This window comes from Pectobacterium brasiliense (genome assembly GCF_016950255.1).
Lineage (GTDB): Bacteria > Pseudomonadota > Gammaproteobacteria > Enterobacterales > Enterobacteriaceae > Pectobacterium > Pectobacterium brasiliense.
This window is the reverse complement of record NZ_JACGFN010000001.1, coordinates 1361462-1374411: the sequence shown is the minus strand read 5'-3', so window position 1 is coordinate 1374411 and position 12950 is coordinate 1361462. Positions and strand designations below refer to the sequence as shown.

Annotated in this window: 9 protein-coding genes; 3 read left to right on the top strand and 6 right to left on the bottom strand. The window is 54.4% G+C overall.

Annotated features, from left to right (window positions below; all coding sequences use genetic code 11):
• Positions 1 to 31: 31 nt before the first annotated feature.
• From H4F65_RS06255 to H4F65_RS06235, 5 genes are all read right to left on the bottom strand, one after another.
• The gene (locus H4F65_RS06255) at positions 32 to 1891 is read right to left on the bottom strand and encodes a type I secretion system permease/ATPase (RefSeq protein ID WP_010285234.1); all 1860 of its coding nucleotides are present in this window, start codon (positions 1889 to 1891) and stop codon (positions 32 to 34) included.
• A 329-nt stretch (positions 1892 to 2220) separates the two neighbouring features.
• Positions 2221 to 2808 (bottom strand): heme acquisition protein HasA, encoded by a 588-nt coding sequence (locus tag H4F65_RS06250; RefSeq protein WP_010285235.1) that lies wholly within the window; start codon positions 2806 to 2808, stop codon positions 2221 to 2223.
• Positions 2809 to 2928: 120 nt separating this feature from the next.
• Positions 2929 to 5628, bottom strand: coding sequence for a TonB-dependent receptor (locus H4F65_RS06245; protein WP_039320366.1), 2700 nt, complete (start codon positions 5626 to 5628; stop codon positions 2929 to 2931).
• Between the two features lie 259 nt (positions 5629 to 5887).
• On the bottom strand, positions 5888 to 6841 hold the full coding sequence (locus H4F65_RS06240; protein WP_010285539.1) for a FecR family protein: 954 nt from the start codon (positions 6839 to 6841) through the stop codon (positions 5888 to 5890).
• Positions 6842 to 6940: 99 nt separating this feature from the next.
• Positions 6941 to 7450, bottom strand: coding sequence for an RNA polymerase sigma factor (locus tag H4F65_RS06235; RefSeq protein WP_010285541.1), 510 nt, complete (start codon positions 7448 to 7450; stop codon positions 6941 to 6943).
• Positions 7451 to 7746: 296 nt separating this feature from the next.
• Between H4F65_RS06235 and H4F65_RS06230 the strand changes: the two genes are divergently transcribed.
• From H4F65_RS06230 to ygjG, 3 genes are all read left to right on the top strand, one after another.
• Positions 7747 to 7917: a hypothetical protein gene (locus tag H4F65_RS06230; protein WP_010285545.1), complete on the top strand. Its 171-nt coding sequence runs from the start codon at positions 7747 to 7749 to the stop codon at positions 7915 to 7917.
• 120 nt (positions 7918 to 8037) lie between these two features.
• Complete coding sequence (gene patD, locus H4F65_RS06225) at positions 8038 to 9462, top strand: aminobutyraldehyde dehydrogenase (RefSeq protein ID WP_010285547.1); 1425 nt, start codon at positions 8038 to 8040, stop codon at positions 9460 to 9462.
• A gap of 331 nt (positions 9463 to 9793) precedes the next feature.
• Positions 9794 to 11200, top strand: a complete 1407-nt coding sequence (ygjG, locus tag H4F65_RS06220) for a putrescine aminotransferase (RefSeq protein ID WP_199559762.1) — start codon at positions 9794 to 9796, stop codon at positions 11198 to 11200.
• A 135-nt stretch (positions 11201 to 11335) separates the two neighbouring features.
• On the opposite strand, the gene H4F65_RS06215 is transcribed toward ygjG, so the two are convergent.
• Positions 11336 to 12880, bottom strand: coding sequence for a carboxylesterase/lipase family protein (locus tag H4F65_RS06215; protein ID WP_010285554.1), 1545 nt, complete (start codon positions 12878 to 12880; stop codon positions 11336 to 11338).
• Positions 12881 to 12950 lie beyond the last annotated feature (70 nt).

Below are 12950 nucleotides of genomic sequence, written 5' to 3'. Positions count from 1 at the left end.
TGGCAGGTGTGCGTTATCAATGTGCTGAGCCTCATTTATCCGGTGCGGCTCGGCGCGGCGTTGGCGCGCTGTATACCATGCTCAGCCCGGAGGAGCTGGGCTCTTTTGGGGTAAAGGCATTGGCGGCGTCGGCTGTTTTAACCGGTGCAGGTTTGGTGCTGACAGGTTTCGTCATCGGTTTGGTCGTAGAGGCATTGGCGGGTTTGGCGCGCTGTAGCTCTTTCAGCACCTGCTCGGTTGCGCCGAAATACTGGATCTGCCCGGCGCGCAGGACTAACAGCTTATTGGCACAGGACAGCAGAGCGGGCTTATGTGTGATCAGCACCTGCGTGCTTTTGGCTCCCTGCTGGGCGGCAATCGCGGCCAATAAGGCTTTCTCGCCGTCGTCATCCAGACTGGCATTGGGTTCATCCATCACAATCAGGCGTGGCTGGTTGTAAATGGCTCTGGCAAGGGCGACGCGCTGCTTCTGACCGCCGGACAATCCGGCACCCCCTTCGCCCAGTTGCGTATCGTAGCCCTGCGGCAGCCGCAGAATCATCTCGTGAACGCCTGCCGTGACGGCAGCAGCGACGATCTTTTCTGCATCTGGCTGAGTGAAACGAGCGATGTTTTCGGCAATCGTCCCGCTGAAAAGTTGGACGTCCTGCGGCAAATAGCCCACGAAGCGGCCTAAATCACTTTTGTCCCACTGGTGCATGTCTGCGCCGTCCAGCCTGACTTTGCCGCCGAGGGCAGGCATGGCAGCAACCAGCAGGCGGGCGAGGGTGGATTTACCCGAACCCGAGGGGCCTAAGACGCCGAGCACATCGCCGGGAGCCAGTTCAAACGTGATATTGGCGAGTATGGGCGTGCGTGTGTTGGGGGCGTTAGCGCTGAGCTGTTCCACCTGAAGTTTACCTTCCGGGGCAGGCAACGCCATACCAGCGGCGCGCGCCGGATGATTATCGAGCAAGATATTGACACGCTGCCAGGCGAGACGCGCCTGCATCCACTGTTTCCAGACGCCAATGATCTGATCGATCGGGCTGAGTACGCGGCTCACCAGAATGGAACCGGCAATCATCATACCGGGCGTGATATCGCCATTGACGGCCAGCAGCGCGCCCAGCCCCAGCATCAGCGACTGGAGCGCCAGTCGGGTGCTTTTCGTCAGCGAGGTAATGTTGGCGCTTTTTTCGCTGGCAACGTTCTGATAATAGAGAAACGCATTATGCTGCGTCAGCCAGCGTTCACGCATGGCGGGCAGCATCCCCATCGCTTCGATAGCATCGGCGTTACGCAGGTTAGCGTTAGCCTGCTGCGTTGCCTGAACGGTGTTTTGTGCGGCTAAGGCCAGAGGTTCGCGCGTGAGTTTTTGATTCAGCCAGGCCAGCACAATCAGGATGATCGCCCCCGCCAGCGCCATCACGCCCAGCCAGGGATGAAGTAAGAAAATCACCAGAAGATAAACCGGAAACCACGGCGCATCAAAGAAGGCAAACAGCGCGTTCCCGGTGGCGAACTGGCGTAGGGCAGTCAGATCGTTTAAGGCTTGGCCGGCGCTCGCCGTGCCGTTCCTGAGGTTGCTTTCAAACGCCGCATTGTAGATCCGTTGATTCAGTCGCATATCCATCTGCGTACCGAGGCGGATCACCACGGCGCTGCGTATCCACTCCAGTAATCCCATCAGTAAAAACAGGCCCAGCATAATGACCGTCAGCATCGCCAGCGTCATGGTGCTACTAGAAGGCAGTACGCGGTCATAGACCTGGAGCATATAAATCGCCGGTGCCAGCATCAGCAGGTTGATGACGGCGCTGAACAGGCCAATTCCCCAGAACCCCTGACGATAGGCGGCCAGCGCGTCAATAATCTCCCGGCCTGATGAAGCCGGATGGGGTGCGGGCATGGGATGTTCCTTCTTCAATAAAGTCGCCATCGTTCCATCGTGGTATCCCCACAAGGTGGAAGAGGGAAAGTGGTTAGCCGTACCGCTATTGACGCGGTTTGCCAACGGTTATTACACTCACTAGACCGCCGCGGTTCTTTACCCGTCATACTTCAAGCCGCATGTGTGTTGGCTTCCCTTACTTACCCCAGTCACTTACTGATGTAAGCTCCTGGGGATTCGTGCGGTTGCCGCCTGCATGCAACTCGAATTATTTAGGGTATATACTCTCTCCGTACCGCGACGGTGTTTACTCAAACGGCTAAAAGCGTCATCTTTTAGCCGTTTTCTTATGCCGCCAGCAGATCGGCCGTTTCTGCGACGCCAACGACGTCAACCACGGTATCGGCAGAGAGTGCCGCATCGGAGGTCGCCGTGGCGAAGCTCAGGCTATCCAGGCTGGCGTTAATATCGATACCCGCATTCGTCAGTGCAGTCAGCAGCGGCTGAACCTGACCACTCATCAGGCCGTAAATCACCTCGTGCACCACGCCCTCACGGCCACTATCCACGATGCTGGAGAGATCCAGACCGCTAAAGGTAACCTGAGGTTCTTGAATAGCGTATTCGGTGCTAGTTCCGCCGCTCAAACCGTCGCCAAAGGCCAGTGAATCCAATTGCCCGTACAGAACGTGGTTAGAGAATTGATATGTCAGATCGCCTTCGGCAACGAAAGCTGAGGTCTCATTATTCGGGCTGGTGAGTGCATATTGTGTCCCGTTATTCCAAGATGTTCCGCCGTAGAAACCTCCGGAGTTGCTATCGGTGACGTTACCATTGGTGTGGTTCGCATCGCCGAATAAAGAGGACCACTCAGTCAGATACTGGGAGATAGAATAACTAGAAAACTCGGTGTCATACTGAATACTTAAACTCATGTTTTATTCCTCATTAATACTCTATCTAATGAACGGAGGCGTTTTGTACCTCCTCTGACAAACCGCATATAACGATGATGTGCGGTTGATTCACACGCAGGCAGTTCCTGCGAAGAATGCTTAAAAGCGATATTCGATTCCGCCCTGAATGGTTCTTCCTCTCCCAAGCGTGTATGAAATCGAATCGCCATAGCTAACGAGGTACGCACGATTTGTGACGTTTTCTATTGCCCCGCTGACTTTTAAATTATCTGTGAGCTTATAACTGGCGTAGAGATCGAATAGGGTATATTTAGGCCAGTCAGCGACGTAGAAGTTACCAGTGCCTCCTGCCCGATTTACCGCCGAGCGATCCTGATAGCCTCGGTTGTAGCGAATCACCGTGCCAACATCTAATTTACGATCAAACGCTCTGGTGCCAATCGTGAGGCTTCCCCGATCGCTCGGCATATAGGACGATGAGCTAAAAACGGTGCCGTAGTTACACTGCTCGTAATTGTTCACTTCATCATAGGGCGTAGCGTAGTAATTATTTCGCCCCCCTTCACGAATGACGGCGCCACCAAGCCAGGCCGGATTCGAGCAAAAGTCATTTTTACCAATCATCCGGGTGTAGGTCAGGTCGGCATAAAATCGACCCATGTCATAGTTCAATTGATATTCAATGCCGCGAAAACGGGTTTTTGCCAGGTTATTAACATAGGCAGCATTACCGGAGCCTACGCCAGTGTAGACACCTGGTTTAATTCGCCCGATTTCCATATTGATGTAGTTGCTTATCTTGGTGTCGAAATACGCGACTTTGGCAACTAGACGATCGGATTCTGTAAACAGCTCGCTGGCCTTAATGTTGAAACCGGTTTCCCACGCGGTTGACCGTTCCGGTGCCAGATAAGGATTGGGATATTGCGTTGATGAGGAGTGCGCACTGCCGCTGGTCAAGGTTTCCGTGATGGCGGGTGGGCGCCATGATTTGCCATAATTGCTAAATAACTCCAGCCAGTCTATCCCCGGTTTAATGGCAATTGCAGCGGTGGGAGAAAGCTTTCCGGCTTCGCTATCTATTTTCCATAGGTGAGTGCTCCTAACATTCGGGCAGAGGGTTAGGCGATTTGCCGTGCAGGGGCTATCCACCGTATATGGGAATTCGGAGATCTCCATTCCCGTGGTGCCACGGAGGCGATAGCGGTCATAACGCATGCCACCTTCTAATGTCAGGAAATCATCATAGCCGTAGGTCAGATTAGCAAACAGACTGGCCAGGGAACGGTTGCCATCCGGCGTGACGCCCGTCATAGAATCGCGAGTGGACTCACTGTTGGCCTTATCGTAGAAAACGTCTATACCATAGTTGGCGCTTAGGGCATGCTGAGCTGGTAAACTGAAGCTCGAGGTATTCTGTGCCTGCACGCCGTAAGTTCGCATCCGGCTGCGCGTCCAATAACTATTATTGATAACGCTGCTGGTACTATAGGTATCTGATTTATCTGTGGTGTCGACATAGTAGAGCTTGGCGCTAAAATCGAGCCAATCGCGATCGTCAGGATTCAGGTGGTAATCCAGTGCACTGCTACGTGACATGATTTTACTAAACCCACTTTTTTTCCAGCCCAATTCCGGAAACGTAGTGTTCGTTAACATACTGGGATTGGGCGTGTCTGTCTGAGTCTGCAAATAGCTGAATTGGATACGTTGGTTGGCGGGAAGATTCCAGCCTACTTTAGCTAGCCGGGAGTGCATCGTGTGGCCTGAGTCAGTCACTTTGCCATGTTTGAGTGAGTCACTGGCGCGAAGTGTGTTTTCTTCGCTTCCCGATGCAGTGCGAATATCGCCGATTTTTCCTTTATTTCCCGGCCAATAATCACCTAAATGGCGTTCGCTGGCACCGACCAGAATATCGCCACTTTCGTTACCCAGTGCGAGCACGCCGCTGCCGATAAAATGCGTGCCGTTGTCACCGGTGCTGGCGTGCAGTTTTCCACCCAGCTCTTTACCCGGCACCAGAAAGTCGTGAGCGCTAACGGTATTAAATGTTGCAATACCACCAAATGCGCCAGAACCCCCCATACCGCTCGTGGCACCTTTCTCAATCGTGGCACCGGAGAGCAGCTCGGAATCAATATACATCTGGCCGTTACGCTGCCCGTGACCACTTTTCTGGAAGTTCTGCCGCATACCATCAATATTCATATTGACGCGACCATAGTCCTGTATGCCGCGAATGTTGACCGACAGCGAAGGATCCTGCTGGCTGACGCTGGAGTAAACGCCAGCGGACTGCTCCAGCAGATCGGCGGCGTGGCGGGAAGGGCGGTTATCCATCTGCTCGCGTGAAATAACGCTAATCGCGCGCGGCTGTTCGTAGATCCAGTCGCCGGGATTGGCGACGGTAAAAGCGCGAACCGTCATCACGTCGTCTATTTTTGCCGTATCGACGTTGACTGAACGAGGGCGCAAGGTAATGACGCCATTGCTGCCGATCTGGAAATCGACTGGGTTAGTGCCGATCAGATTGCGCAGACCCTGTTCTGGCGTGAAGCGCCCTTGAAGCGCAGCGGCCTGCATATTTTCCAGTTTAACGTCGGCAAAAAAGACCTGTAGCCCCGCCTGTTCGGCGAAACGCAGCAACGCGCTGCTCAACGGCTGCGCGCCGATGGAAAAGGCGGAGCTCTGGCGAGCCGCTTCCTGAACGCTGGCGGCCTGCGTTTCTGCTTGCGCATACTGGAGCGAGCCAGACAACGACAGTGCGATGCCGACGGCAAGAGAAAGTGGATTACGTTGTAACAAGCGGCTGTCTTGCTGTTGTGTTCTTTTAAACATTTTTCGCCTGGTCTGCCATCGGTTAAATCATCAATAAGCATTAATAAACAAAGGGATAATTAACCCTCTTTTTCTTAATGAAAATGATAATAAAAATCATTACCTAAATATGAAGACGGCTGAGATGACAGAACCCGTAAAAAAATATTTAAATTTTTTCTCCGGCGTGTTGCGGCCTTGTGAACGTAAAGGGAATTCATGTGTGATGACCACTCCTGAGCAGCATGACAGGAGTGGGGAAGACTGGTGGGAGAAAGGATCAGTACAGAACCGTGACGCCGGGGAATGAAACGGTTTTGGCACCCAGCTCGGTGGTGATGGTTTGCAATGCGCCATCCAGCTCGTTCAGCGAAAAGATGCCGCTGACCTGACGCTGGCGCAGGGCTGATGTAGGGATAACGATCGTACCCGATCGATACTGATTGATACGTGCGATGACGACTGCCAACGGCTGTTGATCGAAAATCAGCAGGCCGCGCCGCCAGTCGCCGCGCTCGCGGCTATTCCAGCCGGGGAGGCGAGTCATCCCTTGCTCGGTATAACGTGCCGCCTGTTGTTCATCAAGCCGCAGCGTTTGCCCGTTTGCCGTGACCTGCACGCTGTGTTCCACCACGCCGACGGTCGTGGTCTGTGATGAATTCTGCACGATGAACTGCGTGCCCAGCGCCTGTGTGGTGCCTGAGGCGGCATCCACCAGGAAAGGGCGTTTTTCCTGTGCGGTTGTTGGGGCGACGGTGAACCAGGCGGAACCTTGCAGCAGCGTGATGCGCCGCTCTTGTGGGGTATAGGCGAGCGAAATGGCGCTGCCCGCATCCATATCGACCTCACTGCCGTCCGGCAGCGTAACGTGTTTGACCTGATGTGCCGCATGATAATCCGAACGTAGCATGAGGATGCCGTCGGAAACCCACGTCGCGCCGAGACTGAAACCCAGTAGCAGCAAGGCGGCGATTTTCCACTGTGTTGCACGGTTAACGCGCCTGATGAGAAAGGTGGCTGGCGGTTGTGGCTGCAACACCTGCTGTTGCTCGGCACTGAGCGACCCAAGCCCATGCCAGAGCATCCCTGCCTGTTCCAACGCGTGGCGGTGGCGCGGATCCTGTTCCAGCCAGTGTTGGAATGTCAGTTCCTGTTCATCGTCCAGCGGCGCTTCGGCCAAACGTATGGCCCAGCGTGCTGCCTGCTGTTGGATTTCAGGGGGATAATCGTTCATGTTGTAGGCCTGGAGTGTGTAGGGTCTCTAAATAGGTAGACGTCTGACGGCAATAAACCCGTAAATAATTTGTGATTATTTCACGATGGGCGACGCATTTCACGAGGCGCGGATCGTCATCATCGCGTGCAGCGTCATGGCAAGATGCTTCTCAACGGTGCTGAGGGAAATCTCCAACTGTTGAGCAATTTGCGCCTGCGTCATGTGTTCAAACCGGTGCAGATGAAATATCAGCTGCGTGCGTTCAGGCAGCGTCGCCAGTACGTTTGCCAGACGCTCCAGTTCCTGCTGGGCGATGGCCGTTTGATCGAGCTGAGGCGCAGCATCCGGCAGGTATTCCAGCGTCGCCTCCGCGTCGTCAACGGACGTCGCCATCTGCCAGCGTTGCTGGTGGCGAACATGATCAAGCAGCAAATTATTTGCTGTCTTATAAAGATACGCCTTCTTGTCGTCTACATCATCTTGCTGTTCCAGTCGTTGTGCCAACCGTAAAAAACTCTCTTGCACCAGATCGGCTGCTGCCTGAGGGTCGCGCAGTTTATGATTGAGATAGCGTTCCAACCGTTCTGCATAGTGGTTGAACAGCATTCTGAGTTCAGACTCTGACATGCCAACGTCCCGTCAGGTGACCTTCCCGCCGACTCTGCGGCAACAGAACCCCTTTCCCTTGTCACAGCGCTATCCATAGCAATGCACGGCACTATCCATAACAATGCACTATCCATAACAATGCACTGTCCGTTGACGCCGACGGGTAAGGCCCTGAATAATAAATATGTGTAATTGATAATTATTATCACATATGCCGAACCGAAAAGCAGAGTTAAATCTTCTTCAGATTGGCGGATTCTCGTCATCGACTACACTTATCTTTGCTGGCTTATTATTTAATCAGGAGAGACGAGATGACCACGAAGGACTCAGAGCAGGATCCTAAAGAAGTGACGGTTAGCGAAGGGCTGGCAAAGGTGCATGAAGCATCAGATCAGTTGACGGAAGAAGAGATTGAAGCGCTGGCGGAGGAAGCCAGACAGGCCGCCACGCAGACGCAGAAAGGGTCGGGCAACGCGCCCTAGTGTAATGCCGCAGGTTGCAGAACGTAGCGACAGGTAAACGCAACGTGGCAGGTTTTTTGCACAGACATTTTGCAGATAGTGATGAAAAACAAGATGGTTTTCTCTCTGTAAGGAAAATGTATGCACGATAAATTACTCATAGAAGGCAAGCTGGTCGCGGGGAAAGGCGAGGCGTTAGCGGTATTTAATCCTGCCACAGGAGAGCAAATTGCCGCCATTGCGCAGGCCGATTTGCACCAGGTTGATGCAGCCGTGCTGGCCGCGGAGTCTGCTTTTGCACACTGGGGACAAACCACACCGAAAACGCGTGCGATGCTGCTGCTACAGATTGCCGACGCCATCGAGGAAAACGCCGAAACGTTTGCCGAGCTTGAATCGCTGAACTGCGGTAAGCCCTACCATGCGGCGTTGAATGATGAAGTGCCTGCGGTTGCTGATGTGTTTCGCTTTTTTGCTGGTGCGGCGCGCTGTCTGAGCGGTTCGGCAGCGGGAGAGTATCTCGAAGGGCACACTTCGATGATCCGACGCGATCCGGTTGGTGTGGTGGCGTCCATCGCCCCGTGGAATTATCCGCTGATGATGGCATCGTGGAAGCTGGCACCGGCGCTGGCGGCGGGCAACTGCGTGGTACTGAAGCCGGCGGAGCAAACCCCGCTGACCACATTCTATCTGGCACAGCTGCTGGCGGAGATTCTGCCGGCGGGTGTGGTGAATATCGTGTTCGGGCGCGGGGCGGATATCGGCGATGCGCTAACGGGGCATGAGAAAGTGAACATGGTGTCGCTGACCGGTTCGATTGACACCGGCGCGCATATTTTGTCGCATACCGCCGCGAGCGTAAAACGCACACACATGGAGCTGGGCGGCAAAGCGCCGGTGATTGTCTTCGATGATGCGGATATCGAACAGGTGGTGGATGGGATCCGCAGTTTCGGTTTTTACAATGCGGGGCAGGACTGTACCGCGGCCTGTCGACTGTATGTACAGCGTGCGATCTACGATAAGGTTGTGGAAGCATTAGGAAAAGCGGTGGCGACGCTGAAAATCGGCGATCCGCATGATGAAACCACCGAGCTGGGGCCACTGATTACCGAGCCGCAGTTGGAACGCGTGATTGGCTTTGTCGAACGCGCCAAAGCGCTGCCGCACATTACGGTAGTGACCGGCGGCGAGCGGGTGAAAGGGCAGGGATTCTACTTCCAACCTACGGTGCTGGCGGGGGCAAAGCAGGAAGACGAAATCGTCCAGAAAGAGGTGTTTGGGCCTGTTATCTCCATCACGCCGTTTGACGATGAAGCGCAGGTGATTGGCTGGGCGAATGCCTCGCATTACGGGCTGGCCTCGTCGGTCTGGACGCGCGATATCGGGCGGGCACACCGTCTGGCCGCGTGCCTTCAATACGGCTGTACCTGGGTGAACACCCACTTCATGCTGGTGAGTGAAATGCCGCACGGCGGTCAGAAGCTGTCCGGCTATGGCAAGGATATGTCGATGTACGGTCTGGAGGATTACACCATCGTGCGTCATATCATGATCCGGCACTGAGGATCTTCTGCCTGCTTAGGGATTCTGTTTGTCCTGCACGAGAAACGGGTACTGACTGATATAGCGCGTTTGTCCAGCCCCGGCGTGCCCCAAAAAAGGGCGCGCTGGGCAAAAGCAGAGCATCACGTGTTGTTTTGATTTTCTTCATACTGGCATGCGCCATTCTTATTGGTTATTAATTCCGTATATTCATATTTAGTTCAAATCATCTACTGAATTTTTGGATTAGATCGCGTTTTTGTATTTTATTCTAATTTGGGGCGGGCGACTGGCGTGTTATGTGCATTAATTAAAGTGGCATCGCGTGATGTCCGTTTTCAAGGAGCGCATTTTGTCCAGATCAAACGCCCACCTTAACCCGCTAGAGTGTACTCAGCAGGCACTGCATTGGATTCATAGTGACACGCTATCCCACGATGACATGGCGGCACTGAATCGAGAGGTTTTGAGTTGTTTTCGTGAATACGTTAACCCGGGTTTTCTGGAATACCGAAAATCTGTCACCACCGGCGGGGATTACGGCGCAGTTGAATGGCGCGCCAGCGGACCAAATACGCTGATTGATACCCAAGGGAATGAATATCTGGACTGCCTTGGCGGTTACGGCATTTTTAACGTCGGGCATCGCAACCCTAACGTGATTGCCTCCGTTGAGCGCCAGCTCGCCAGACAACCGCTGCACAGTCAGGAACTGCTCGACCCGCTGCGGGGATTACTGGCAAAAACGCTGGCTGCGCTGACGCCGGGCGATCTGAAATACAGCTTCTTCTGCAATAGCGGAACGGAGTCGGTTGAAGCAGCGTTAAAGCTGGCGAAGGCTTATCAGTCGCCGCGCGGTAAATATACCTTTATCGCCGCGACCGGTGCATTCCACGGGAAATCGCTGGGTGCACTTTCTGCCACCGCTAAACCCGCGTTTCGTCGTCCCTTCATGCCGCTGTTACCCGGCTTCCATCATGTTGCTTTTGGTGACATCAACGCCATGCGCAAGCAGGTTGAGCAATGCCAGAAGACCGGTGATGACGTGGCTGCCATCATCCTTGAACCCATTCAGGGAGAAGGCGGCGTGATTGTGCCACCGGAACATTATTTGCCTGCGGTCAGAGCGTTATGCGATGAGGTTGGGGCATTGCTGATTCTGGATGAGGTGCAAACTGGCATGGGCCGCACGGGCAAGATGTTCGCCTGTGAGCATTATGGCGTGCAGCCTGACATTCTGTGTCTGGCGAAGGCGCTGGGTGGCGGTGTGATGCCGATTGGCGCAACGGTGGCAACGGAAGAGGTCTTCTCCGTGCTGTTTGAAAATCCGTTCCTGCATACCACTACGTTTGGCGGTAATCCGCTGGCCTGCGCGGCGGCACTGGCGACCGTCAATGAGTTGCTGACAAAGAATCTGCCAGAACAGGCAGCGATACAGGGGGAATTCTTGTTACAGGGCTTACGACAGCTGGCGGCCGAGTATCCTCAATTGATTATCGAAGCGCGAGGAATGGGGCTGTTGCAGGCTATCGAATTCAGGAAAAATGAGATCGGGTATGCCTTCGCGAAGGAACTGTTCCAACGCAATGTTCTGGTTGCGGGCACCTTGAATAATGCCAAGTCGGTCAGGATTGAGCCACCGCTTACCATCACGCGCGAGCAATGTGCACGAGTATTGAAAGAAGCGAAGGAAGTGCTCAAGAAGCTCAATGGCACAATGCCTGACGAAAATAAAATGAAGGAATATGCGGTAGAGTGAAAAACGAGACGGAAACACGCAGCACCCTATTAGGTTCACTCCGAAAGCCAGTCAGCCCTTACTGACTGGCTTTTTTTATGCTGGCTCTACGCTTCGAAAACGCCTTTGCAACGGCTTCACGCTGGATAACGTGCGCTATGGCGTACCGCTCTCCGCCAGTTTTTCGACCAGATCAAGACGCGCTTTCCATGGATCGGTGATATCGCGAGTCTGTTCTGCACCCGCCGCAGGGATAAACAGAATGTTGTCTTTCTGGCTGCTATAGGCGCTCCATGTCGGCAAACCGCTGGCGTTAGGGTTACCGGTGCGGGCAAAGTTCACCCAGTACTGATTCATCTGCTGGGCAACGGCACGATCCTGCAGTGTGGTTTTCTCGCCATAGCGTGCGGTTACCGTGTTAAAGACATACGGAATTTCACTGGCGTGAACGGCAGCAGGCCACTGTTTGCGCATGCTGTCGGCAACGTAGCCAAAACGGAACTGCCAGACGGGCAGCGCGGCTTTTTCCCAAATACGTGCGACAAAACGCGCCGGTTCCACCATGAAACGGTCGCTCGAAACGGCCTTGGCGATCTCCTGCGGTGACATACCGTGGTAAGCCTGAAGAGCCTGCTGCCGATCGCTGGCAGGGAAAACGGCAACGGCGTCGTCTGACGTTGCGACCTTCGGCGGGAAACTGATATCGGCATCCGTGGCGCCAATCATCAGCGGCACACGCTGGAAGTTACCCTGACGGTAGCTATCCTGCGGCTCTGCGGCGATCGCTTTGCCATCGAGCATCGGGCCGGAATAATCCGGTGCATTCATGGAGGCCATATTCAGGCCGTTCACCACTTTATCTGCGGGAATTTGCCGCAGCGCCGTCAGGGCTTTCGCATCGTGACCACTAATGCCATTTGCGCTGGCGAAGGTGAGACCGGCCTGTTCTGCTTTTTGCCAGCTTTGGTTAGGCACGATATTTTGTCTGCCGGAGCCGGATTGAATAATCGCTTTCTGGAATAATCCCTGCGAGAGTTCGCTAGTCAGCAGCGATCCGACGGCAAAACCGCCTGCGGATTCACCAAACAGGGTGACGTTTTGCGGATCGCCATGGAAAGCGGCGATGTTTTTCTGCACCCACTTCAGCGCTGCAATTTGATCCATCAGGCCGTAGTTGCCACGCAGCGGCTGGTCGGCCAGCGCCGGATGAGCAAAAAAGCCAAAGCGGCCGACGCGATAGTTGAAGCTGACGAAGACGACGCCCTGGCGGGCAAATTCCTGCCCGGAATAAATCTCGGGCGAGGCACCGCCGTTGACAAAACCACCGCCATAAATCCATACCATCACCGGCAGCGAGCCTGTGACGTTAGCTGGCCGCCACACGTTGACGGTCAGGCAATCTTCACTGAATCCAACACCGAGCGGCGCGGCATCGCCGGGAAAAGGATTCTGCATGCAATCCTTGCCGTATGCCGTTGCTGAGCGAATATCACTCCAACTTTGCACTGGTTGCGGCGGTTGCCAGCGCAGTTCGCCGATGGGAGGGGCGGCAAAGGGGATGCCTTTAAAAGCATCGACGCCTTGCGTCTCGGTCCCGCTGATGCGACCGCTGTCTAACGTTACCTGCGGATCGTTTGCCAGCGCTGGCTGGCTGACGGCAGCCAGTAGTAATATCAGGCTGGCAGTGATTTTTTTATCCATGCGTTTTTCCTTAGGGATGAAAACAAAAAAACCTGCCAGACGTGATATGTCTATCACGTCTGGCAGGTTC

Excerpts from the sequence above, each read along its gene's own strand:
- H4F65_RS06255 (WP_010285234.1), bottom strand. The coding sequence starts at position 1,891 with ATGCCCGCACCCCATCCGGCTTCATCAGGCCGGGAGATTATTGACGCG.
- H4F65_RS06250 (WP_010285235.1), bottom strand. The coding sequence starts at position 2,808 with ATGAGTTTAAGTATTCAGTATGACACCGAGTTTTCTAGTTATTCTATC.
- H4F65_RS06245 (WP_039320366.1), bottom strand. The coding sequence starts at position 5,628 with ATGTTTAAAAGAACACAACAGCAAGACAGCCGCTTGTTACAACGTAAT.
- H4F65_RS06240 (WP_010285539.1), bottom strand. The coding sequence starts at position 6,841 with ATGAACGATTATCCCCCTGAAATCCAACAGCAGGCAGCACGCTGGGCC.
- H4F65_RS06235 (WP_010285541.1), bottom strand. The coding sequence starts at position 7,450 with ATGTCAGAGTCTGAACTCAGAATGCTGTTCAACCACTATGCAGAACGG.
- H4F65_RS06230 (WP_010285545.1), top strand. The coding sequence starts at position 7,747 with ATGACCACGAAGGACTCAGAGCAGGATCCTAAAGAAGTGACGGTTAGC.
- patD (WP_010285547.1), top strand. The coding sequence starts at position 8,038 with ATGCACGATAAATTACTCATAGAAGGCAAGCTGGTCGCGGGGAAAGGC.
- H4F65_RS06215 (WP_010285554.1), bottom strand. The coding sequence starts at position 12,880 with ATGGATAAAAAAATCACTGCCAGCCTGATATTACTACTGGCTGCCGTC.